General features: G+C 63.5%; 18 protein-coding genes. 11 read left to right on the plus strand and 7 right to left on the minus strand.

What is annotated here, in order from left to right; all coding sequences use genetic code 11:
* Positions 1-201: 201 nt before the first annotated feature.
* Both NKI49_RS02390 and NKI49_RS02395 read right to left on the minus strand, forming a co-directional pair.
* The gene (locus NKI49_RS02390) at positions 202-2,187 is read right to left on the minus strand and encodes a pilus assembly protein TadG-related protein (protein ID WP_352598522.1); all 1,986 of its coding nucleotides are present in this window, start codon (positions 2,185-2,187) and stop codon (positions 202-204) included.
* A gap of 189 nt (positions 2,188-2,376) precedes the next feature.
* Positions 2,377-4,341, minus strand: a complete 1,965-nt coding sequence (locus NKI49_RS02395) for a TadE/TadG family type IV pilus assembly protein (protein WP_352598521.1) — start codon at positions 4,339-4,341, stop codon at positions 2,377-2,379.
* Between the two features lie 253 nt (positions 4,342-4,594).
* On the opposite strand from NKI49_RS02395, the gene NKI49_RS02400 reads away from it, so the two are divergent.
* Together NKI49_RS02400 and NKI49_RS02405 are read left to right on the plus strand one after the other, a co-directional pair.
* Complete coding sequence (locus NKI49_RS02400) at positions 4,595-5,455, plus strand: TIGR01459 family HAD-type hydrolase (RefSeq protein ID WP_352598520.1); 861 nt, start codon at positions 4,595-4,597, stop codon at positions 5,453-5,455.
* 6 nt (positions 5,456-5,461) lie between these two features.
* Entirely contained in the window at positions 5,462-6,442 is a 981-nt protein-coding gene (locus tag NKI49_RS02405) for a bifunctional riboflavin kinase/FAD synthetase (protein WP_352598655.1), read from the plus strand.
* Positions 6,443-6,521: 79 nt separating this feature from the next.
* On the opposite strand, the gene NKI49_RS02410 is transcribed toward NKI49_RS02405, so the two are convergent.
* Positions 6,522-7,076: an HdeD family acid-resistance protein gene (locus NKI49_RS02410; RefSeq protein ID WP_352598519.1), complete on the minus strand. Its 555-nt coding sequence runs from the start codon at positions 7,074-7,076 to the stop codon at positions 6,522-6,524.
* Positions 7,077-7,263: 187 nt separating this feature from the next.
* Here NKI49_RS02410 and NKI49_RS02415 point away from each other — a divergent pair, with 187 nt between their 5' ends.
* From NKI49_RS02415 to NKI49_RS02425, 3 genes are all read left to right on the plus strand, one after another.
* Positions 7,264-8,076: a MipA/OmpV family protein gene (locus NKI49_RS02415; protein WP_352598518.1), complete on the plus strand. Its 813-nt coding sequence runs from the start codon at positions 7,264-7,266 to the stop codon at positions 8,074-8,076.
* 287 nt (positions 8,077-8,363) lie between these two features.
* Complete coding sequence (gene ileS / locus NKI49_RS02420; protein WP_352598517.1) at positions 8,364-11,339, plus strand: isoleucine--tRNA ligase; 2,976 nt, start codon at positions 8,364-8,366, stop codon at positions 11,337-11,339.
* 205 nt (positions 11,340-11,544) lie between these two features.
* Entirely contained in the window at positions 11,545-12,225 is a 681-nt protein-coding gene (locus NKI49_RS02425; protein ID WP_352598516.1) for a hypothetical protein, read from the plus strand.
* A 33-nt stretch (positions 12,226-12,258) separates the two neighbouring features.
* Here NKI49_RS02425 and NKI49_RS02430 read toward each other — a convergent pair whose 3' ends face one another.
* Entirely contained in the window at positions 12,259-12,708 is a 450-nt protein-coding gene (locus NKI49_RS02430; protein WP_352598515.1) for a nucleoside deaminase, read from the minus strand.
* Positions 12,709-12,890: 182 nt separating this feature from the next.
* Here NKI49_RS02430 and NKI49_RS02435 point away from each other — a divergent pair, with 182 nt between their 5' ends.
* The 5 genes from NKI49_RS02435 to NKI49_RS02455 all read left to right on the plus strand — a co-directional run bounded on the left by NKI49_RS02435 (position 12,891) and on the right by NKI49_RS02455 (position 19,587).
* Positions 12,891-15,011, plus strand: coding sequence for a pseudouridine synthase (locus NKI49_RS02435; RefSeq protein ID WP_352695518.1), 2,121 nt, complete (start codon positions 12,891-12,893; stop codon positions 15,009-15,011).
* Positions 15,012-15,024: 13 nt separating this feature from the next.
* Positions 15,025-15,579, plus strand: a complete 555-nt coding sequence (gene rsmD, locus NKI49_RS02440) for a 16S rRNA (guanine(966)-N(2))-methyltransferase RsmD (RefSeq protein WP_352598513.1) — start codon at positions 15,025-15,027, stop codon at positions 15,577-15,579.
* A 137-nt stretch (positions 15,580-15,716) separates the two neighbouring features.
* A complete protein-coding gene (locus NKI49_RS02445; RefSeq protein WP_352598512.1) occupies positions 15,717-17,105 on the plus strand; it encodes a M16 family metallopeptidase in 1,389 nt (462 codons plus the stop codon).
* 118 nt (positions 17,106-17,223) lie between these two features.
* The gene (locus tag NKI49_RS02450) at positions 17,224-18,546 is read left to right on the plus strand and encodes a M16 family metallopeptidase (protein WP_352598511.1); all 1,323 of its coding nucleotides are present in this window, start codon (positions 17,224-17,226) and stop codon (positions 18,544-18,546) included.
* A gap of 192 nt (positions 18,547-18,738) precedes the next feature.
* Positions 18,739-19,587 (plus strand): patatin-like phospholipase family protein, encoded by an 849-nt coding sequence (locus NKI49_RS02455; RefSeq protein WP_352598510.1) that lies wholly within the window; start codon positions 18,739-18,741, stop codon positions 19,585-19,587.
* 83 nt (positions 19,588-19,670) lie between these two features.
* On the opposite strand, the gene NKI49_RS02460 is transcribed toward NKI49_RS02455, so the two are convergent.
* Positions 19,671-20,213, minus strand: a complete 543-nt coding sequence (locus tag NKI49_RS02460) for a dihydrofolate reductase family protein (RefSeq protein ID WP_352598509.1) — start codon at positions 20,211-20,213, stop codon at positions 19,671-19,673.
* A 331-nt stretch (positions 20,214-20,544) separates the two neighbouring features.
* Complete coding sequence (efp, locus tag NKI49_RS02465) at positions 20,545-21,114, minus strand: elongation factor P (protein WP_027027854.1); 570 nt, start codon at positions 21,112-21,114, stop codon at positions 20,545-20,547.
* 123 nt (positions 21,115-21,237) lie between these two features.
* On the opposite strand from efp, the gene epmA reads away from it, so the two are divergent.
* Entirely contained in the window at positions 21,238-22,284 is a 1,047-nt protein-coding gene (gene epmA, locus NKI49_RS02470; protein ID WP_352598508.1) for an EF-P lysine aminoacylase EpmA, read from the plus strand.
* 25 nt (positions 22,285-22,309) lie between these two features.
* On the opposite strand, the gene NKI49_RS02475 is transcribed toward epmA, so the two are convergent.
* Positions 22,310-22,720, minus strand: a complete 411-nt coding sequence (locus tag NKI49_RS02475; protein WP_352598507.1) for a VOC family protein — start codon at positions 22,718-22,720, stop codon at positions 22,310-22,312.
* Positions 22,721-22,791: the final 71 nt, after the last annotated feature.

The raw sequence follows: 22,791 nt of genomic DNA on the forward strand, positions 1-22,791 counted from the left end.
GGCGATGATGCGCGATCTCGCGAGTGGCCGATGTGTGCCTGCCCCGACCGGCGCTTGCAAGAGCTTGGTGGCGCCAAGCGTTGCGCCAGGGAAGCCATCCTGGCTAAGGAGCGTCACACGTTGAAAGGGATTGACGCCATGTTCTCAGTCTTTGCTTCTCGTGCATGTCGATATTCCAACCGAAAATCTTGAGACAATGCATCAGCCGACCACACGCAGGTTCGACAGTTCGTTGCCGATTTCCTTGAAATCGTTCGACAGGCTCGCGCCCGTCGCGTTCCAGAACAGTTTGGCCGGTTTGCTCGCGTCCGTCGGATCCTTGCGGAAGCGCGAGTCCGACGAGCAGGATTTCAATGCATTGATTGCCTGCAGATCGCTGGCCTTCGTCGTGGACAGGTCGAGCGCAACCGTCATCACCATGATGTTGGCCGCCTTGGCGTTGTTGCAAAGCGTCGCCATCTGTTCGTTGAGCGCGCCGGTATAATTGCCGTTCGAATAGTCGAACTGGCCGATGGCGCTCGATGTGCCCATGAACAGGCGGCCGACCGAGGTGCCGTTGTAACCGGGATTAAGATAGCCGTAGGACGCATAGGTCGATTTCGAGCCCGCGGGGTCGGAATAACCCAGCGACGAGGGCGTGTAATAGGTGTTGGCGCCGTCGGTCAGCACGATCACCACCTTGTCGTTGCCTTTCTCCGTTTCCGGACGTCCTTGCGTAAACGGCTGACGGCTCGAAACCACCCGCCAGCCCCATGCCATGCCCTCCGGAACATTGGTGCCGCCGTTCGGCTGCATCAGGTCGATCGCGGCTTTGATCGCGGTGAGCCCGTTGGCGTCGCTGACGTCGGTCAGCGGCGTGATAGGATTGGTGGTGCAACTGTAGTTCGGGCCGTTGCCGGCCGACAGCGCCGGTGCATCGATCGGCCGTGGCTGGAAATACTTGACCATGTTGCGCAGCCGCGATTGGCCGGTGCTGCTTGAAGGGTTGTCGTTCCACCAGCTGTTGACGGCACCATAGGTTTGCGGCGCGGCTTCGTCGGGATCCTGGGTGAGCTTCCAGTGATTGCCAGGCTCGTCCGGGGCGAACATCGGCACGAACATCGTTGCCGGATCGCCGACGCCTATGCCGGTGTTCGCCGAGCCGCCGGCGGGCGGCGTGTCGTTGACATTGTAGGGGTAGGGCCGGGCTTCCACGCAGCCTTGCCAGCTGGCGAACGGACCGTAGGAATCGATGTAGTCGTATTCGTCGTGGGTGCGTTTGCAGGTGTTGTTCGAGTTGTATTCGTCGCACACCACGCGCTTGCTGTTGACGACGCGCTCATGGTTGGTGACCACCTTCATGTCGCGGTAGAGCGAAAACCGGGTCAGCATCTGGCCTTCCTCGCTGCCCCAGCCGGTGCCGCGCTTGTACCAGATGCCGTTGGCCTGCTGGGCGTATTTGTCGGCCGCGTTCAAAGCCGACCAGTCGAAGCTCTCGTTCGACACCGGCGACAGGCCCTCGGTGTCCATCCAGGACGCATTGCCGTTGCCAGGACCGACATTGACCGAAGCGGCGAATGGCACGAGGCCGAATTGCACCGGCTTGTCGACCTGCTTGATTGCCACGGCCTGCTGGGCAAGCGTGTCGACCAACTGCTTCGCCGCGGTCTTGAGGAGATCGATGCGCTTCTGCCCCGAGCCGGTACCGGGCGTGACCATGGATCCCGAATTGTCGAGCACGAGGGCGACTTCCAGCGTGTTCTTCAGCCGCACCTCGGAGGTGACGTCGAAGCTGATCTTCTGGTTCGCGTCGGTCGCGGATTTGCCGACGAGCTGGGCGAAGGCAGGATAGAAATAGGGCGCGTAGTCAAGCCGTGCGGTCATCGTAAGCAGGCCACCGCCACTGGTGCTGGTTGGCAAGGTGACGTTGAGCGTCGTGTTCGCGGGATTGATATCGTTCAGGTTGGCATTGAAGAAATCGAGCGCGTAGGCTCTCAGCTGGTCGTCGGTCGCGCCCTCCGTCAGCCGGCGCGCGGTGGCGAAGTTGGCGGCGTCGAGCGCGTTCGTCACCATCTGCTTTTCGCGGTTCATTTCGGTGTAGTCGACGGCGATCGCCACGCCGCCCATGAGCGGCACCATCGCCGCGACCGTCACGAGAGCATAGTTGCCGCGCCTGTCGCGGCAGAACTGACGCCAGATTTCATGCATGTCTTGCAGCGGCCCCCGCCGGCGGATTCTCGATCGGCGCCAGCTTTCCACAAAACGCTGAAGGACGGGTTTGGGAAACCGCTCGATTGCCTCGTCGGCGTTTCACCAAGCGCTAACCAATCCAGGAGCCGCGGCCACGGGGTCGTTCAAACTGAACGCCCCCGGGGCGGGGCGTTCAGAATTTGTCGATCAGCTGACGATGCGCAGGTTGGACAATTCGTTGCCGATCGTCTTGAAATCATTGGACAGCGTCGCTCCGGTCGAATTCCAGAACAATTTCATAGGCTTGGTCGAGTCGGTCGGATCCTTGGTGACGCGCGAATCGGATGAGCAGGCTTTCAGCGCATCGATCTGCGTTTTTTCGGCCGCGTTGCTCGTGTCCAGGTCGAGTGCGATCGTCATCACCATGACGCCAGCGGCTTTTGCGTTATTGCAAAGCGTGGTGAAATGCTCGTTCACCGCTTTTGTGTAGTTGGCATTGGAATAGTCGGTCTTGTTGACGTTGCCGCTGGTGCCAAGGAAGATCCGGCCATAGCTGTAGCCGTTGCTGAAAGGCACGACGTAGCCGAGAGCCGAGTAGATGGCCTTGCTGCCGGCCAGGTCGTTGCCACCAGAATTCCAGTAGGTTCCAGAGTAGCTCTGCGCCGTCACCGACGTTGGCGTGTAATAGGTGTTCGCGCCATCGGTCAGCACGATCAGAACCTTGTCGTTGCCTTTCTCCGTCTCGGGCCGGCCGTCGGTAAAGGGAGCGGTGCTGGAGAGTGTTCTCCAGCCCCACGACATTCCTTCCGGCACGTTGGTGGCGCCATCAGCGGCCATGGCGTCGATTGCTGTCTTGACCGTGGTTGCCCCGGCTGTCGTGGAAACATCGGTGAGCGGTGTGATCGCCGTCGTGCTGCAGCTGGTGTTAGGGCCGGCGTCCATGCCAAAGCCCGAAGTAACGGTGGTGCCCGGATCGGCGAAATATTTCGGCATGTAGCGCTGGCGTTCCGCACTCGTGACCGGCGGCACGAGTATGCCCGCCGGAACGTCCGTATGCCAATTATTGTTGGCGGGACGGCTACTGCTGTCGGTAAGGTCGGTTTCATCGGGCGCGAACATCGGCACGAATAGGGTTGCGGGTGTTCCGGCCGAAGCAGCCGTATCTTGGATGTTGTAGGGGTAAGGACGGGACTCGACGCATCCACCCCAGGACGCAACGCTGCCATAGGTTGATGGTGTCGTCGTTGTCGTGCAAGTCTGGTTCCTGCCGGAGCCGATACATGTCGTCGTCGAACTTACCGTCACAACGCGCTTCATCTGGTTGTAGACCGAGAACCGCGTCAGCGGCCGGTCCTTCTGGGTCGCATCCCAACCGGTGCCCTTCGCGTACCAAACGCCGGCGATATTCTCTGCATATTTGGTCGATCCCCAGGGAGATTTCAGCTGGGTCATGGTGTTCGTCCAGTCGAAATTCTCGTGATGGATCGGCGAGATACCGGTCGTGTCCATCCATGCCGCAGAGGCATTGGCCGCGCCGACATTCACCGAGGCGGCGAAGGGGACGAGGCTGAATTGGACCGGCTTAGTGATCTGCTTCATCTGCTGGGCCTGGCCGGCCAACTGGTCGACCAACTGCTTGGCGGCGTCCTTGAGGAGGTCGAACCGCACCTTGTTCGAGCCCTTGCCGAGTTCCGTCATGGAGCCCGAATTGTCGAGCACCAGGGACACTTCCAGCGTGTCCTTCAGACGCACTTCGGAACATGTGTTGAACGCGACGTCGGTGGTGCCGCCGCTGCCGCCGAGCAGCAATCTCGCCGCCGGCTCGAAATAGGGCTTATAGGTTAGGGTGCCGCAAAGCTTCAGTGTTCCGCCGCCGGTGTTGTTGTTGGGCAGCGTCACGGACAGCGTGGTGTTGGCTGGATCGATATGCGAGAGATTGGCCTCGAAGAAATTCTTGGCATAGGCCACGGCATCGGCATCACTGGCGCCGGCAACGATCTGCCGGGCGGTGGCGATGCCGGCGGCGTCCAGGGCGTTCAAGGCGCTCTGCCGCTCATGCACCATTTCCGTATAGTCGACGCCGATCGCCACGGCGCCCATCAGCGGCACCATGGCGAGCACGGTCATCAGCGCATAATTGCCACGCCGGTCGCTTCCGAATCTTCGGATCATTGTCACAGCTGCCCCCGCCAAATCGATAATCAGCGGGGGAGGGTGTCATAAATCGTTAAATTTCAGGTTTCTGGATCATATCCAAGGTCAGGCTGTACTTTCAAAGCTCGTTAACCAACCCGTGAACGGTGGTGGATGTCCGGTGCAGGCGGGTGAAAGCTGGTGACAGCGTGGGCCGGTTCGGATAATTCGGACCGGCTGCGGCGAAGCGTCGGCGGCGGCACTCGCAACGATCATGATCGAAGGAAACGGCATGGCGGATTCGCCTGAAATCATCGGCTCGCTCGCAGACGTGTCGAACGCCTATTCGGCAATTTTTTGCGACGTCTGGGGCGTGGTGCACAATGGCGAATGGCATTTCCCGGCCGCCGCATCCGCGCTGGCGGCGGCACGGGCGGCCGGCATTCCCGTGGTGCTTATCACCAATTCGCCGCGCCGCAGCGCCGATGTCGTGGCTCAGATGAGCGCGATCGGCGTTCCGCCATCGGCCTACGACCGTGTGGTGACCTCGGGCGACGTGACGCGCGAGCTGATCGCGGAAGGTCCGCGAAAGATCTTCCACATCGGCGCCGATCGCGATTTGACCCTGTATGACGGCCTCGACGTCGAGCTAGTCGAGGAGTTCGAGGCAGCCGGCGTCGTTTGCACCGGGCTGTTCAATGACGAGATTGAGAAGCCGGAGGACTATGCCGAGCTGCTGCGGCGGCTGCGGGCCAGGAACCTGCCCTTCATCTGCGCCAATCCCGACATCGTGGTCGAGCGCGGGGAACGGATCATCTGGTGCGCCGGGGCCTTGGCGCGTGACTATGCCCAACTCGGCGGCCGCACGCTCATCGCCGGAAAGCCATACGCCCCCGTCTATGAACTCGCGATGAAGGAAGTTGCCGAGAGCCTTGGGCGGCCGCTCGAGCGTTCGCAAGTGCTGGCCATCGGCGACGGCATCATGACTGACGTGAAGGGCGCCGCCGATAATGGATTCGACGTTCTCTATGTCTCGGGTGGCATACATGCCCGCGACTATGGCGATGCTTTGCAACCGGACCTGGCGCGGCTCGGGGCCTTTCTGGAACGGCACGGCTATCGTCCGGTGGCCGTCATTCCCAGACTCCAGTAGGTGACGATGGAAGCCTTCCAGCACCTTTCGGCCATCGCACCGCTGCCCTCCAGCCTACGCGGCGGCGTTGTCGCGATCGGCAATTTCGACGGCGTCCATCGTGGCCACCAGGCCGTGCTCGAACGGGCATTGGCCGAGGCAGTGCGGCGTGGCGTGCCGGCCCTGGTGCTGACCTTCGAACCGCACCCGCGAAAGGTCTTTCGGCCCGATATGCCGCTGTTCGTGCTGACGCCGCCGCCGATGAAGGCGCAGCTCCTGTCGTTGCTGGGCTTTGCCGCCCTTGTCGAGCAGCCGTTCACACGCGAGTTCGCCTCGCTGTCGGCGGAAGCTTTCGTGACCGATGTGCTGGAGAGGACGCTTGGCATTACCCATGCCGTGACCGGGTTCGATTTCCATTTCGGCAAGGACCGCCAGGGAGGGCCCGCCTATCTCATGGCGGCAGGCGAACGCCATGGCTTCGGCGTCACGCTCGTCGACGCTTTTCGCGACGAGGGTGCCGAAGTGGTTTCGTCGAGCCGTATTCGCGAATTGCTCAGCGTCGGCGAGGTGGCCGAAGCCGCCGGCCTGCTCGGCTATCGCTTTACCGTCGAAAGCGAAGTGATGGGCGGCCAGCAGCTCGGGCGAACGCTCGGCTTTCCGACAGCCAATATGAGGCTTCCAGCGGAAGCCGCCCTCAAGGAAGGGATCTATGCCGTCCGCTTTCGCCGCGCCGACGGCACGCTGCATGACGGCGTCGCCAGTTTCGGCCGCCGCCCGACCGTCGATGACAATGGCGCGCCGCTTCTGGAAACCTTCGTCTTCGATTTTTCCGGCGATCTCTATGGCGAGATTTGCCGGGTGTCGTTCTTCGGCTTCCTGCGCAGCGAGATCAAGTTCGACGGGCTCGATGCGCTGGTCGCACAGATGAAGCGAGACGAAGCCGAGGCCAAGGCGCTGCTGGCCGGCGTGAAGCCGCTTTCGCAGCTCGACGCGGCCATCGCTTTTTAAGGCATGATCCCGAACCAAAGCTCCGCGTCAGCGGAAAGTGGGAACCGGTTCTCGGACAAGATCATGCCCGGGCAAGAAACTATTTTTTCAGTGCCAGGCCGACGGCGATAAAGCTCCAACCCTGGAAGATCAGGTCGATCGCCAGGAAAAGCCCGAGCACCCATAAGCTGTTGACCGGCCAACCCATGGCGATGATCAACCCCGCAAGCACGCTGATGATGCCGGCGACGACGATCCATCCCCAGCCGCGTTCCGGGCGGTGGCTATAGCCGACCCAGGCGCGCAGCACACCGGAAGCGACGAGTGCTACGGCCAGCAGGAAGGTCAGCACCGCCGAAGCCAGCAGCGGGTTGTCGAAAGCAAAAAATCCGGCGACCGCATAAAGCAATCCGCTCAGCAGCCAATAGAAGAAGCGGCCCCAGGTCCTGACGCCGAATGCATGCATGATTTCGATGATGCCGGCCACCAGCATCAGCCAGCCCACGACATACACGGAAGCCACGGTGGCGATGAACAGATTGCCGAAGGCGATCCCACCGAGAACAAGCAGCAACACGCCCAGACCGACAAACCATCCCCACTTTGCTTGCGTCTGGCCAATCGCGTTCTTCAGGGTCTCGCCGCGCAAGCTCATGTCGCCACCTCCATCGAGGACCACAGGGGTGCGGCAACTTAGCCCCGGCGCCGATCCGCGTCCAGCCGAACGCGGGCCCGATGGTTCAAGCAATGCGAGCCGGATGTCTCGTCCTTAAATCAAATTTTACCAAAACCTCTTCAAAGCTGTCGCTGAACGACAGTTGCATCGTGTTAGTGGAGTAACCATGAGTCCGGTCGGAAAGATTTCTGCAGCCTTGGCTATCGTCATGCTGGCTGCTTCAGGTGCGGCCGAGGCCGGTGAGGGCGCTTTCGGTTGGCTGTCTGGCGACTGGTATCTGACTGTAGGTGCCACCGGCATGGTGGCGCCCAATTTCGAGGGCGGCAGACAGTATCTGCTCAGCGCCTCGCCGATCATTTCGCTGGGCAAGGCCGGCCCCGCGGCCCGTTTCACCTCGCGCAACGACAACATCTCGCTGGCGCTTGTCGACGATGACGGCGTTCGCGCTGGCCTGGCCGGCAAGTTCCTGTTCTCGCGCGACGACGGCGATGCCGACGAGCTCAAGGGCCTCGATCCGGTCCGCTGGGGCGGCGAGGTGGGCGGCTTCTTCGAATTCTATCCGACGGACTGGATACGTGCGCGTGCCGAACTGCGGCACGGCATCCGCGCTCATAACGGCTTCGTCGCCGATATCGCCGCCGACGCCTTCTATGATGTGACGCCAACCGTCAGGATTTCTGGCGGGCCGCGCGTATCGTTTGCCTCGGCCGGCTATTTCGACGCCTACTACGGCGTCAACGCGCAGGAAGCCGTGGCCTCGGGGCTGAGCCAGTACAATCCCGGCGGCGGCCTGAAATCCGTCGGCCTGGGTGGAGCGGTGACTTGGAAGGTGACCGAGCCGATGACCGCCAGCCTGTTCGGTGAATATTCGCGGCTGGAAGGTCCGGCGGCCGACTCCAGCCTGGTCAGGGAGCGCGGCGACCGCAACCAGTTCATGGTCGGCGTGTCGACCACCTACCGTTTCGACTTCGCCATGTAGGCGAATCGAACGAGAGACGCTTTATTCCTGCGCATATCTCCGCTAAAAGCCCTCCAATGACGAGCTTTTCGCGTCCCGTCGCCATTGCGATACGAATTACCGGCCCGGTGTTTCGGGCGGCCTGAGCGCCGCTGGAACCGCCGGGAATCTTGCGCGCGGCCTCTCGCGCTTTTCCACATCATAATGCATATCGCCCAAAGGTGGCCCCGGTTTTGGGAAAACGACATGCGTCAAAGCGATGACTTCAACGCCGCGGGCCGTCTGGCCGGGCACGACATGGCAGACCAATGACCGACGAAACAATCGACTATTCGAAGACGCTATATCTGCCGCAGACGGATTTCCCGATGCGCGCCGGCTTGCCCGAGCGGGAGCCGGTGCTGGTCAAGCGCTGGCAGGACATGGACCTCTACCGTAAGCTGCGCGAAAGTGCGGCCGGCCGCACGAAATACGTGTTGCATGACGGCCCGCCCTACGCCAACGGCAACATCCATATCGGCCATGCGCTGAACAAGATCCTCAAGGATGTCATCACGCGCTCGTTCCAGATGCGCGGCTACGACTCCAACTATGTACCCGGCTGGGACTGCCACGGCCTGCCGATCGAGTGGAAGATCGAGGAGCAGTATCGCGCCAAGGGCAAGAACAAGGACGAGGTGCCGGTCAACGAATTCCGTCAGGAATGCCGTGATTTCGCCGCGCACTGGATCTCGGTGCAGGGCGGCGAATTCCAGCGGCTTGGCGTCGTCGGCGATTTCCAGAATCCATACACGACGATGGCCTTCCATGCCGAGGCGCGCATCGCCGGCGAGCTGTTGAAATTCGCCATGTCGGGCCAGCTCTACCGCGGCTCGAAGCCAGTGATGTGGAGCGTCGTCGAGCGCACGGCGCTTGCCGAGGCCGAGATCGAGTACCAGGATTATGAATCGGACACGATCTGGGCCAAGTTTCCGGTGGCCAATCTCGTCGTCGCCAACGTCGTGGACGGACAGCCGGCTGAGCTCAACCCCGACCTGAGCGGGCGGTCGCTGGATCTGCTGAACGCCCATGTCGTCATCTGGACGACGACGCCATGGACCATCCCGGGTAACCGCGCCGTCAGCTATTCGCCGCGCGTCGCCTATGGCCTCTATGAAGTCACGGCGGCCGAGAACGCGTTTGGTCCGCAGCCGGGTGAGAGGCTGATCTTTGCCGACAGCTTGGCCGAGGAAAGCCAGGCCAAGGCCAAGGTCACCTTGAACCGCCTACACGGCGTCAGCGCCGAACAGCTTGGAAATCTTGTGCTTTCGCATCCCTTCAAGGGTCTCGGCGGCGGTTACGAGTTCCCGGTGCCGATGATTTCGGGCGATCACGTGACCGACGATGCCGGTACCGGTTTCGTTCACACCGCCCCCAGCCACGGCCGCGAGGACTTCGACGCGTGGATGGACGCGGCGCCCGAGCTGCGCGCGCGCGGCATCGACACCGTGATCCCCTTCACCGTCGACGATGCCGGCTTCTTCACCCGGGAGGCACCCGGCTTCGGCCCCGACCGCGAGGACGGGCCCGCGCGCGTCATCGACGACAATGGCAAGAAGGGAAACGCCAACCAGGCGGTCATCGACGAGTTGATCAAGCGCAACGCTCTGTTCGCGCGTGGTCGCCTGAAGCACAGCTATCCCCATTCCTGGCGATCGAAAAAGCCCGTCATCTTCCGCAACACGCCGCAATGGTTCGTCTACATGGACAAGGACCTTGGCGACGGCACGACGCTGCGCAGCCGTGCGCTCAAGGCCATCGACGCCACCCGTTTCGTGCCGGCTGCCGGTCAGAACCGCATTCGCGCCATGATCGAGGAGCGGCCCGACTGGGTGCTGTCGCGCCAGCGCGCCTGGGGCGTTCCGATCGCCATCTTCGCCGACGAGGAAGGCAACGTATTGAAGGACGAGGCCGTCAACCAGCGCATCACGGAGACCTTCGAGAAGGAAGGCGCCGACGCCTGGTTCGCTGCCGGAGCCCAGGAGCGTTTCCTCGGGAATCACGATGTTTCCAGGTGGAAGCAGGTGATGGACATTCTCGACGTCTGGTTCGATTCGGGCTCGACGCACGTCTTCACGCTGGAGGACCGTCCTGATCTGAAGTGGCCGGCGGATGTCTATCTGGAAGGCTCCGACCAGCATCGCGGCTGGTTCCACTCCTCGCTGCTCGAAAGCTGCGGCACCAGGGGCAGGGCGCCTTACGACACCGTCGTCACCCATGGCTTCACCATGGACGAGGACGGGCGTAAGATGTCGAAATCGCTCGGCAACACGGTCGTGCCGCAGGATGTGATCAAGCAGTCCGGTGCCGATATCCTGCGCCTTTGGGTGGTGACGACGGACTATTGGGAAGACCAGCGGCTCGGCAAGAACGTGCTGCAGACCAACATCGACGCCTACCGCAAACTGCGCAACACAATCCGCTGGATGCTGGGCACACTCGCCCATGACGACGGCAAGGAGGTGCCGCTGGCGGTAATGCCGGAGCTGGAGCGGCTGATGCTGCATCGGCTGGCCGAACTGGATGAGGTGGTGCGCCAGGGCTACGACGCCTTCGAGTTCAAGCGCGTCACCCGCGCGCTGCTCGATTTCATGGTGGTCGAGCTGTCGGCCTTCTATTTCGACATCCGCAAGGACGCGCTCTACTGCGACGCGCCGTCGAGCATCAAGCGCAAGGCCTCTGTTCAAGTGGTGCGCCATCTCTTCGACTGCCTGGTGAAGTGGTTGGCGCCCATGCTGCCCTTCACCATGGAAGAGGCTTGGCTCGACCGTCATCCGGATGCTGTCTCCGTGCATCTCGACCAGTTTCCGGAAATCCCGGCGGACTGGCGCAACGACGCGCTGGCGGAGAAATGGCGCAAGGTCAGGCAGGTGCGCCGCGTCGTCACCGGCGCGCTGGAAATCGCGCGTGCCCAGAAGGTGATCGGCTCCTCGCTGGAGGCGGTGCCGGTCGTCACGATCAACGACGCGGCACTCGAAGCGGCTATATCGGACGTCGACATGGCCGAGATGGCGATCACCAGCGATCTCGTCATTGCCCATGGCCAGGCGCCGCAAGACGCCTTCACGCTCGACGACGTCAAGGATGTCGCCGTGGTGGTCGAGAAGGCCGAGCACCGCGGCCTGGTCAAATGCGCGCGCTCCTGGCGCTACACCGCCGATGTCGGGCAGGATCCCGCATTTCCCGACGTTTCGGCGCGCGACGCTGCCGTGCTGCATGAACTCAAGGCGCTCGGCCGGCTTTGACGGGTGTGCCGCATATCGGTGCACAAATGCCACGCCGGGCGGTGCAAATCCGCCCGTGCGTTGCCCTTAACGAGTGGTTGAGGTAAACACGCGAAACTCCGGAAGACAAATTGTCGCCGGATTTCCGTCGCAAGTGCTTGGACGATGGGGACCGGACACAAGGCCGGTGGCGATCGAGAGGCTGTCTAGAGTGGGACTTTTTGGCATGACCGAGAGATATAACGCGCGCCTTGCGCTGTTGGCGCCGCTTGTCGCATCGGGCCTCGCTCTGGCCGGCTGCGTCGGCTCTCCGACCTACGGCACCGACAAGACCGCCGGCGAACAGCTGGCCGGTGACCTCTCGGGTGCCTTTTCCATTGCGCCAAAGCACAAGGAACAGATCGACTACAAGCCGCGTCCGACGCTGGTAAAGCCGGCGCCCGGCCAGAAGGAGGCTTTGCCCGCCCCGCAGGACAGCATCCAGACGGCAAGCGCCGAATGGCCCGAATCGCCCGAACTGCGCCGCGCTCGGCTGCGCGCCGACGCCACCGCCCACCAGGACGATCCGGACTACCAGTCGCAGATCGTCGACGATGTGCAGACCGATCCGGAATCGGTCAGGAAGGCGATGGCGGATTCGGGTTCGAGCCATCCGCCACGCTGGACTCCAGCTGATTCCGACAAGGGTCGCGCCGCCGAAATCCAGCGCCGCCTTGCCGACAGCAAGCAGGGTGATCCGAACACCCGCAAATATCTCAGCGAGCCGCCAGTGCAGTATCGCGTCGCTTCCGACACGGCGCCGCAGGGCGATCTTGGCGAGGACGAGTACAAGAAAGAACGCCGTCTCAAGAAAGAGGCGGAAGGCAAGAAGGGCAGCGGCTGGTTCGACTGGCTGCCGTCGCTGTAAAAACGCGTCAAGTCGACGGTTGCAGCGTGCAGTTCAGCCGCGGCGGTCGCGGAAAAATTCCTTGAGCAGCAGACCGGATTCGATCTCGCCCATGCCGGGATAGATATCCGGCGCGTGGTGGCAGGTTGGCGAGGCGAAGAAGCGCACGCCATTGACCACCGCGCCGCCCTTGTCGTCGGCGGCGCCGAAATACAGACGGCGCAGCCTGGCGAACGAAATGGCGCCGGCGCACATGGCGCAGGGTTCCAGCGTCACATAGAGATCGTGCCCGGTAAGCCGCTCGGCTGACAGTTTGCGGCAGGCTTGGCGGATCGCCAGCATCTCGGCGTGCGCGGTCGGGTCGGCAAGCTCGCGGGTGCGGTTGCCGGCACTGGCAACAACCGTGGCGCCGTCGGCGACGACGGCCCCGACCGGCACTTCGCCGCGCAAGGCTGCCGCTTCGGCCTCCGCCAGCGCCAGCGCCATGAAATCCGGCCGCTTCACGCGGTTTCCATTCCCATTATCTCCTCGCCACTCGGCGGTGATCCTGTTATTGAGCGCATAACCTCGAAAGTCGGGACTCGATTTTCGGAAAAGATCATGCGCCAAATCAAAAGTGCTACAGCGTTCGTTGCGCGCCCGAAAGGATGCGCCACGCTGTAGCAGCGCAAACGGACAAAGGCCACATGGACGACAACGACAAGAAATCTCCGCGCCAAAAAGGCCCGGGCAAGAAACCGGCGGCTCCGCGAGGCGATCGGGGCGGCAAACCGTCCTTCGGCGCCAAAAAACCTTACGCGCCGCGCGGCAACCGGCCTATGGCTGCTGAAGGCGATCGGCCGAAGCGCGATTTCAAGAGCGGCGACCGGCCCTTCAACAAAGGCCCCCGTCCCGAGGGTAAGCCCTATGAAAAGCGCGAAGGACCGCGCAAGCCCTATGCGCCGCGCGGTGACCGGCCGATGGCGGCCGAAGGCGAGCGCAAGCCCTATGAAAAGCGCGAAGGTCCACGCAAGCCCTATGCGCCGCGTGGCGATCGGCCGATGGCGACCGAAGGCGAGCGCAAGCCCTATGAAAAGCGCGAAGGGCCGCGCAAACCCTATGCGCCGCGCGGTGACCGGCCGATGGCGACCGAAGGCGAGCGTAAGCCCTATGAAAAGCGCGAAGGTCCACGCAAGCCCTACGCACCGCGCGGCGATCGGCCGATGGCGACCGAAGGCGAGCGTAAGCCCTATGAAAAGCGCGAAGGTCCACGCAAGCCCTACGCACCGCGCGGCGATCGTCCTGCCGCGGCTGAGAGTGGCGAGAGGCGTTTCGATCGTCCCAAGCGCGATTTCGGTGACCGCCCCAAGCCTGACTTCGCTGATCGTCCAAAGCGTGACTTTGGCGGCGACAGGCCGAAGCGTGATTTTGGCGATCGGCCGCAAGGCGCGTCGGGCAGCTTCAAGCCGCGCCCGCGTCCGGCGGAGGCTGCGGAAGAAGCCGGCGAACGCATCGCCAAGCGGCTGGCGCGTGCCGGCCTTGCCTCGCGCCGCGATGCCGAGGAGTTGATCGCGGCCGGCCGTGTCAAGGTCAATGGACGGGTGCTGTCTTCGCCGGCCTTCAACGTGATGCCCGACGACATTATCCACCTCGACGGCATGGAAATCCCGCCGATCGAGCGCACGCGCCTGTTCCTGTTCCACAAACCGGCCGGCGTCGTCACCACCAACCGCGATCCCGAGGGCCGCAAGACCGTCTTCGACGTGCTGCCGGCCGAACTGCCGCGGCTGATGACCATCGGCCGCCTCGACATCAACACCGAAGGCCTGCTGCTGCTCACCAATGACGGCGGCCTGTCACGCGTGCTGGAACTGCCGGCGACCGGCTGGCTGCGCCGCTACCGCGTGCGCGTCCACGGCAAGGTCGAGGAAAGCGCGCTTGCCGGCCTGCGTGAGGGCATTGCGGTCGACGGCGTCTTCTATGGCGCCATCGAGGCGAGCCTCGACCGCGAGCAGGGCTCGAATGCCTGGCTGACGATCGGCCTGCGCGAAGGCAAGAACCGCGAGGTCAGGAACATCCTCGGCGCGCTCGGCCTCGACGTGACGCGGCTGATCCGCATCTCCTATGGACCCTTCCAGCTCGAGGATCTTCCCGAAGGCCATGTGCTGGAGGTCAAGGGCCGGGTGCTGCGCGACCAGCTCGGCGAGCGCCTGGTCGAGGAATCCGGCGCCAATTTCGACGCCGAGATTTCCAAGCCATTTTCCAACAAGCCGGTCCGGCGCACCGAAACGCGTGAGGTCGAGCCTGAGCGGCCGAAATTCACCCGCGACGGCGAGCGCCGGCCGATCGGCGAAGGCGGGTTGATCAAGAACCGCAAGCGCCGGGAAGGCAGCCGCGACGAAGCGCTCGGCAAATTGTCGACAAGTCCCGACAGGGCCGAGAGGCCCGAGAAGAGCTTTGGCGAGCGCGGTCCAAGGCCGGAACGCGGCGGCTTCGGTGACAAGCCACGCGGCAATTTTGGCGACAAGCCCCGCGGTGGCTTCGGCGACAAGCCTCGTGGCGGCGGCAAAAAATCCGAGCGCGAGCAGCGGCCGATCGAGCCGCCGGGCCAGCGCAAGGCCAATGTCTGGATGGCGCCGGGCGCTCGGCCGATCGGCAAGGGCAGGGCGGAAGCCGACGCCGCCAAGGCGGCCGACGCCAAGGCGCGCAAGGCATCGTTCAAGCCGTCCTACGGCAAGCCCGGCGGCAAACCAGCCGGCAAGCCGCATGGCGAACGTCCGGGCGGCGAGCGGCCGCGCAACGGTCCCAAGGGTCCCAGGACGAGATGAGGCCCAGAACGAAATGAGGATCGTCGGCGGTGAGTTTCGCGGGCGTCCGCTGGCGACGCCGCGCAGCAGCGCCATCCGCCCAACGACCGATCGCACCCGCGAAGCCGTCTTCAACGTGCTGGCGCATCGTTTCGCGGAGCAACTGGACGGCGCACGCGTGCTCGACCTGTTCGCCGGCACTGGTGCGCTCGGTCTTGAAGCGCTGTCGCGCGGTGCGTCCTATGGCGTGTTCATCGAGGAATCGGCCGAAGGCCGCGGCCTGATCCGCGACAATGTCGAGGCCTTCGGCCTGACCGGGCGTACCAAGATCTTCCGCCGCGATGCTACCGCGCTTGGCGAGGCCGGCACGCTGGCGCCGTTCGGGCTCGTCTTTGCCGACCCGCCCTATGGCAAGGGACTTGGCGAGCGCGCCCTGCAATCGGCCAGGGCGGGCGGATGGCTGCGCCCGGGCGCGCTGTGCGTGGTCGAGGAGGTGGCCGCTGCCCCCTTCGAGCCAGGTGCCGGCTTTTCGGTGCTCGACGAGCGCAGCTATGGCGAAACGGTGATCCGGTTCATCAAGGCTGACTAAGCGGGCGTCTTGGGTCTCGGCCTGCCCAAGCGCGCCTCTTTGCGGCCTCGTTTGCGGGGCAAAAACGACCAACAATTCACTTTGCTTGTCGCGGGCGCCCCGCCTATCGTCCCACCACGAAGAAACCGGAGCCATTGATGACATTCAGAGCCGAATGGTTGCGGACGACGCTGCTGGCGACCTCACTGGCTTTGTTTATGACCGGGCCCATGCTGGCCGAGAGCCTTGTGTTGCCCGATACCGTCCCGGCCGAGTTCAAGATAACGGATTTCCTGCTCGACAACGGCATGGAAGTCGTCGTCATCCCAGACCATCGCGCGCCGATCGTCACCCACATGGTTTGGTACAAGGTCGGCAGCGCCGACGAGCCTCCCGGCAAATCCGGCATCGCCCACTTCTTCGAACATCTGATGTTCAAGGCGACCACCCAGCATGCGGCCGGTGAATTCGACCGCGCCGTCTCCGACATTGGCGGCTCCAACAACGCCTTCACCTCCTACGACTACACCGCCTTCTACGAGACGGTAGCGCCGTCGGCACTAGATCTGATGATGGGCTTCGAGGCCGACCGGATGCGCAACCTCATCCTCACCGACGAAGTCATCAAGACCGAGCGCGATGTCATCCTCGAAGAGCGCCGATCGCGCATCGACAACAATCCGCAAGCCGTGCTCGAAGAGGAAGTCGATGCCACGCTATGGCAAAATCAGCCCTATCGCATTCCGGTCATCGGCTGGATGCAGGAAATGGAGCAATTGAACCGCACCGATGCGGTCGCCTTCTATGACAAATACTATCGCCCCAACAACGCCGTGCTGATCGTGGCCGGCGATGTCGAGCCGGAGACGGTCAGGGCGTTGGCCGAGAAGACCTACGGCAAGGTGCTCCGCGGGCCCGACTTGCCGTCGCGCATTCGCCCGGTCGAACCGGAGCAGAACACCAGGCGCACGGTCACGCTCTCCGACGCCCGTGTCAGTGTGCCGAATTTCTCGATGCAATGGGTTGTACCGTCCTACCACACCGCCAAGCCAGGCGAGGCCGAAGCGCTCGACCTGTTGGCCGAGATTCTCGGCGGCGGCAACCGCAGCCGGCTTTACCAGGCGCTGGTCGTCAAGCAAGGCATCGCCTCCAGTGCGGGGGCCTCTTTTGACGGCACGATGCTCGACGACACCAATTTCACTGTCTATGGCGCCCCGGTTGGCGAGGCCAAGCTGGCCGAGGTCGAGGCGGCGGTCGATGCGGAGGTGGCGCGTATCGCTAGCGACGGTGTCACCCCAGCGGAGCTCGAAAAGGCGAAGGACCGCTATATCAGGTCGATGAGTTTTGCCCGCGACAAGCAGGAGTCAATGGCCAATATCTACGGCGCGACTCTGGCCACCGGCGGCAACGTGCAGGATGTTCAGCAATGGCCGGAGCGCATCCGCAAGGTCACGACCGGCGAAGTCAAGGCCGTTGCCGCGCGCTATCTGGTCCTCTCCCGGTCGACGACGGGCTATTTGTTGCCGCAACCCAAGGCGGAGAATTGAGTTGATGACGAGATTGAGCGCTGCCCCGTACCTGACTGCCCGTCCTCCGCAGCAGCTGCGCTGCAGCTGCGGAGGGTGGACCGGCATCCTCTCCCGGTACAGTGAAGCGATTGCCGCGATGCGCGGCGCTTTCGCAACCCTCTTCCTCTCCATCGTGTTCCTGGTCCTGCCGGCACTTGCCGCCCGCGCCATGGACATCCAGTCCGTCACTTCGTCCAAGGGGGTCACGGCCTGGCTCGTGGAGGACTATTCCGTGCCGGTCGTCGCCATCCGTTTCGTCTTTGGCGGCGGCTCGACGCAGGATCCGCCTGGGAAGGAAGGGCTCGCCAACCTGATGACCGGCCTGTTCGACGAAGGCGCCGGCCCTCTCGATTCGGAAGCCTTCCAGATCAAGCTCGACGATGCCGGTGGCGAAATGAGCTTCGACGAGAGCCGCGACGGCATCTACGGTTCCATGCGTATGTTGGCCGAGCAGCGCGACGAGGCATTCGACCTGCTGCGGCTGGCGGTCAACGAGCCGCGCTTCGACCAGGGTCCGATCGACCGCATCCGCGCCCAGATCCTGTCCGGCATCATTGCCTCCGAGAATGATCCCGACACGGTCGCCCAGAACCGGTGGGCGCGCGCGATCTATGGCGACCATCCCTATTCGCGCTCCGACCAGGGCACCAGGCAAAGTGTCGCGGCAATTACGCCGGATGACCTGAAAGCCTTGCATAAGGCGGTGTTCGCGCGCAGCGGCTTGCACATTGCAGTGGTCGGCGCCATCGACGCTGGAACGCTCAAGAAGAAGCTCGACATGGTGTTCGGCGATCTGCCGCAGAACCAGACGCTCGCCCCGGTAGCGGACATCGAGCCGTTGCTGGGGCAGCATATCGAGATCGGTTACGACCTGCCGCAAACGTCGCTGCAACTCGCTTATCCCGGCGTGAAGCGCAAGGCGGTGGATTTCTTCCCCGCCGTGCTGATGAACGAAATCCTCGGCGGCGGCACCTTCACCTCGCGCCTGTTTCAGGAAGTGCGCGAAAGGCGCGGGCTGGCCTACAGCGTCAACTCGTCACTGGTGAACCAGGACCATGCCGATGCGCTGATCATCACCACCGGTACGCGCTCCGACCGCGCGGCCGAGACGCTCGGCATCGTGCGCGACGTGGTCAGGCGCCTGGCCGAAGAGGGGCCGACCGAGGCCGAACTCGCGGCGACCAAGAAATACCTGATCGGCGCCTACGCCATCAACAATCTGGATTCCTCCAGCGCCATCGCCGCGACGTTGGTCGAGCTTCAGCTCGACGATCTCGGCATCGACTACATGCAGCGCCGCGCCGGCTACATCAACGCGGTGACGCTCGATCAGGTCAAGGCGGCGGCCAGAAAGCTGCTCTCGGCCGAGCCGACCATCATGGTCGTCGGGCCTCCGCTGGCCGGAGCCGGCAAGGGATGAGCGTCGGCCCCTATGTCGCTAGTGGTCAGCGTAGCAAGAGGGGCGCCAGCGTCGCTGCCAGCGCCCTTCTCCCCGTCACTATACGGGGAGAAGTGCCCGGCAGGGTGATGAGGGGCGGCGCCGGCTTCGACAATCGGCGGTCTCCACCACAAATAGGTCATTCGGAGGTCCCACGGGCAGGAGCCATGCAAAATGGCGCCTAGCTTCGGCATTGCCTTCGGCGGTGGCGGCGCGCGCGGGCTGGCGCACATCCACGTCATCGAGGCGCTGGACGAACTCGGCATCCGGCCGGTGGCGATAGCCGGCTCGTCGATCGGCGCCATCATGGGCGCCGGCATGGCTTCGGGCATGACGGGCAAGGATATCCACGACTATGCCCGCTCGATCCTCGGGCGCCGCGCCGAAGTGGCGAGCCGCATGTGGCGGGCGCGGCCGGGCACCATCGCGGAAGCGATGCAAGGCGGCATCCGCCTCAGCCAGTTCAATGTCGAACGCATCCTGAAAGCCTTCCTGCCCGACGCCATCCCCGAAACCTTCGCTGAACTCAAAATCCCGCTGAAAGTGACGGCGACCGACTACTTCGGCCATAAGCTCGCGGTCTTGGAAGACGGTGACTTGCATTCGGCGCTTGCCGCCTCGGCGGCCATTCCCGCCGTATTCCGCCCGGTGACGCGCGACGGCCGGCTGCTGATCGATGGCGGCATGTACAATCCCGTGCCGTTCGACCTGATCGAGAACGACGCCGACATCATCATCGCCGTCGACGTGGTCGGCGCGCCGGAGGAAGTCGACCGCAAACGCCCGACCTCCGTCGACCTGATGTTCGGCGCCACGCAGCTGATGATGCAGTCGATCACCGCCCACAAGCTCAAACAATGCCCGCCCGACATCCTGGTCCGTCCATCGGTATCAAAATACCGCGTGCTCGATTTTCTGAAGATCGACGCTTTGATGAGCGAGACGGCTGGCATCAAGGATCAGCTCAAGCGGGAGGTGGAGCGGGTTGTGGAGGCGCGGGAAGGCGCTGCGGTCAAGGGGTGACGTGGGAAGAAGGCTGGGTGAGATCCGATTCAAACAAAGAGATAAGAGCCTGTTCCCGATTCCAAGGAAAGCCCCTAACCGGTTTACGATTTCGCAGCTAGCGGCGCATATTCGAGCGCCACAACGCCGTTGCTGAACGGCGTGGCCGAAATCAGCTCGAGCGGCACTTTCTCGCCGGGCGGAAACAGCGGCTTGCCTTGGCCGACGGCGCCGGGATAGCTGAGCAGCCTCACACGGTCGACCAGATCGTGACGCAGCAATTCCTGAGCAACGCTGAGGCTGCCATGCACGTAAATGTTGCCGCCGCTGCATTGCTTCAGCGTTCTGACGGCATCCGTCAGGCGACCCTGCAGGAGCTCGGCTGGCTTCCAGTCCAGCGCCGTCAGGCTGTTCGAGGCGATATACTTCGGCAGCGCATTGAACCGGTCGGCAAAATCTCCGGTTTCCATGGGCCACGAGCCGGCAAAAATCTCGTAGGTCGTGCGCCCCAAAAGCATGGCGCCGCTGTCGGCAAGCTCGTCCTCCTTGAACCTGTTCATCTCGTCGTTCCAGGTGACGCTGGGCAGCTTCTCGACTTCGGCAATGCCATCGACACTGATGAATTCGGTGACGATAAGTTTTCGCATGGCGTTCTCCTTCTTCCGTCCGAGGACGAACCGCGCGAGCCTTCTGCGACACGTTGCATGAAAAATAGCGCGGCGCGGTGGGAGGAGGAAAGGTGCTGCAATGAGGAGAGGGGATGGAAGAGGACAAATGAGCGTGGAATGTTACGAACTTCGAGCGTTTCCGGCCAGCTCGGAGCAATCGCTGTCACGTCCACCGCAGCATCCGGTGCGGAGATGACGACAACCATGAGGAGGAGAACACGAAGAGATGGCTGCCGGGCTAGTGTGAGATAGTCGCGAGCCCGGCGAAATGCTGGTCAGGCTGAGAAGTTTTTGGTGCCAGCCGCTCGCCTCAGTCCTTCGCCCGTTCCACATAGGCCCCATCGGCCGTCATTACCACCACGCGGGTGCCGGCGGAAATGTGCGGCGGCACCGTTGTGCGCACGCCGTTGGAGAGCACGGCGGGCTTGTAGGAGGAGGATGCCGTCTGGCCCTTGGTCACCGGCTCGGTTTCGACCACTTCGAAGGTGGCGCGCTGCGGCAGCACCAGCGCGATCGCGACGCCGTTGAACTGCGAGACCTGCACCGGCATGCCTTCCTTGAGATAGGGCGCGGCGTCGCCGACCACGCTTTCCGAAACCGCCACTTGGTCGTAGGTCTCGGGGTTCATGAAGTGATAGCCTTCGCCGTCGGCGTAAAGGAACGTGTGCTCGCGCTCCTCGACATAGGCGCGCTCCACCTGCTCGGTGGTGCGGTAGCGCTCCGAAACCTTCACCCCGTCGCCGATGCGGCGCATGTCGAGCTGCGTCACGGGCGTGCCCTTGCCTGGGTGGATGTTTTCGGCAAAGAGGATCACATAAAGCTTGCCGTCCTTGTCGACGACATTGCCTTTGCGGAGCGAACTGGCGATGACTTTCACCACGGTTTTAAATCCTGCAAGAGTTGATTGGCGTTTGCCGGCTTGTGCGGCGCTGGATGGGGGCCTAGCGCATCTTGGCGCGAACCGCCAGCCCCTCCTGCAAACCGACATGCCTGCTGTCCGTCGATGACCGCCGCTTCGCCCTGGTGGACGCCGCATGTCCATGCCGACCGCCGCCCGCGCCTGATGCTGCGCAACGGCCTCACCGCCGCCTTGCGCGATTGGTTCGCCCGCCACGATTTCGTCGAGGTGGAAACGGCAGCGCTGCAGGTCTCGCCCGGCAACGAGGCGCATCTGGCGGCCTTCGTCACCGAAGCGGTCAGGCCGGACGGCGCGCGTTCGCCGCTTTATCTCCACACCTCGCCGGAATTTGCCTGCAAGAAGCTGCTTGCCGCCGGAGAAGTCAGGATTTTCAGCCTCGGCCCGGTCTACCGCAACCGTGAGCGCGGCCCCTTGCATCACCCGGAGTTCACCATGCTCGAATGGTACCGGGTGGGGGAGACCTATGAAGCCCTGATGCGGGATTGTGCGGCGCTGCTGGCGCTCGCCGCGACAAGGGCCGGCGCCATGCGCTTTGCCTTCCGTGGCCGTGACTGCGATCCCTTCGCGGAGCCGGAACGGCTGGCCGTGGCGGATGCCTTCACCCGCCATGCCGGCATCGACCTGTTGGCCACTGTCGCTGCCGACGGCAGCACCGACCGCGACGCGCTTTACGCCGCCCTGGTCCGCGCCGGCCTGCGCACCGCGCCTGACGACAGCTGGGCCGATCTGTTCAGCCGCGTGATCGTGGAGAAGATCGAACCCAATCTTGGCATCGGCCGCGCCACCATTCTTTGCGAATATCCGGTCGCCGAGGCAGCACTTGCCCGGCCGAGCCAGCAAGACCCGCGCGTCGCCGAGCGCTTCGAACTCTATTGCTGCGGCGTCGAGCTTGCCAACGGCTTCGGCGAACTGACCGACGCGGCCGAGCAGCGCCGGCGCTTTATCATCGAGATGGACGAGAAAGAGCGCATCTATGGCGAGCGTTATCCCCTAGATGAGGATTTCCTCGCCGCCCTTGCCGTCATGCCGCAGGCCAGCGGTATCGCGCTCGGCTTCGACCGGTTGGCGATGCTGGCGACCGGTGCGCAAAAAATCGAGGACGTGATCTGGACACCGGTCGCGGGGTCTTGAACCCGCGCGCCGCGGCCAAGCCGTGTCAATGCGCGAAAACCTGGTCCAATGAGCGAAAGCCCTTGAATTCCAAGGCATTGCCCGAGGGATCACGGATGAACAGCGTCGCCTGTTCGCCGGGCTCCCCCTCGAAACGGACCATCGGCCGTTCCAGCCAGTCTATGTCGTCTCGTGCGTCCAGCCGCGTGGCCAGGCGCTGCCAGTCATCCATCAACAGCACGGCGCCGAAATGCGGGATCGGCACGGTGACGCCGTCGACCTTGCCGTCGCTGGCGGCTTGCGCGGGCCGCAGATGCGCCGACATTTGGTGGCCGTAAAGGTCGAAGTCGACCCAGGTCGCCGACGAGCGGCCGATCGCGCAACCCAGCACCTCGCCATAGAAAGTACGGGTTTCATCGAGATCACGGACCGGAAAGGCGAGGTGAAAGAGTGTCATCGAAAATGCTCCGAGCAGGATATAAGGCCGGGTTTCCATGCCACGGTTCGAGCGGCGAACCGTGAGCCGCG

This window comes from Mesorhizobium sp. M0587, assembly GCF_040320945.1.
In the GTDB taxonomy this organism is placed as follows: domain Bacteria; phylum Pseudomonadota; class Alphaproteobacteria; order Rhizobiales; family Rhizobiaceae; genus Mesorhizobium.

Excerpts from the sequence above, each read along its gene's own strand:
- NKI49_RS02415 (WP_352598518.1), top strand. The coding sequence starts at position 7,264 with ATGAGTCCGGTCGGAAAGATTTCTGCAGCCTTGGCTATCGTCATGCTG.
- epmA (WP_352598508.1), top strand. The coding sequence starts at position 21,238 with ATGACCGCCGCTTCGCCCTGGTGGACGCCGCATGTCCATGCCGACCGC.
- NKI49_RS02435 (WP_352695518.1), top strand. The coding sequence starts at position 12,891 with ATGGACGACAACGACAAGAAATCTCCGCGCCAAAAAGGCCCGGGCAAG.
- NKI49_RS02445 (WP_352598512.1), top strand. The coding sequence starts at position 15,717 with ATGACATTCAGAGCCGAATGGTTGCGGACGACGCTGCTGGCGACCTCA.
- NKI49_RS02410 (WP_352598519.1), bottom strand. The coding sequence starts at position 7,076 with ATGAGCTTGCGCGGCGAGACCCTGAAGAACGCGATTGGCCAGACGCAA.
- NKI49_RS02390 (WP_352598522.1), bottom strand. The coding sequence starts at position 2,187 with ATGCATGAAATCTGGCGTCAGTTCTGCCGCGACAGGCGCGGCAACTAT.
- ileS (WP_352598517.1), top strand. The coding sequence starts at position 8,364 with ATGACCGACGAAACAATCGACTATTCGAAGACGCTATATCTGCCGCAG.
- NKI49_RS02450 (WP_352598511.1), top strand. The coding sequence starts at position 17,224 with ATGCGCGGCGCTTTCGCAACCCTCTTCCTCTCCATCGTGTTCCTGGTC.
- NKI49_RS02425 (WP_352598516.1), top strand. The coding sequence starts at position 11,545 with ATGACCGAGAGATATAACGCGCGCCTTGCGCTGTTGGCGCCGCTTGTC.
- NKI49_RS02460 (WP_352598509.1), bottom strand. The coding sequence starts at position 20,213 with ATGCGAAAACTTATCGTCACCGAATTCATCAGTGTCGATGGCATTGCC.
- rsmD (WP_352598513.1), top strand. The coding sequence starts at position 15,025 with ATGAGGATCGTCGGCGGTGAGTTTCGCGGGCGTCCGCTGGCGACGCCG.
- NKI49_RS02395 (WP_352598521.1), bottom strand. The coding sequence starts at position 4,341 with ATGATCCGAAGATTCGGAAGCGACCGGCGTGGCAATTATGCGCTGATG.
- NKI49_RS02475 (WP_352598507.1), bottom strand. The coding sequence starts at position 22,720 with ATGACACTCTTTCACCTCGCCTTTCCGGTCCGTGATCTCGATGAAACC.
- NKI49_RS02400 (WP_352598520.1), top strand. The coding sequence starts at position 4,595 with ATGGCGGATTCGCCTGAAATCATCGGCTCGCTCGCAGACGTGTCGAAC.
- NKI49_RS02455 (WP_352598510.1), top strand. The coding sequence starts at position 18,739 with ATGGCGCCTAGCTTCGGCATTGCCTTCGGCGGTGGCGGCGCGCGCGGG.
- NKI49_RS02405 (WP_352598655.1), top strand. The coding sequence starts at position 5,462 with ATGGAAGCCTTCCAGCACCTTTCGGCCATCGCACCGCTGCCCTCCAGC.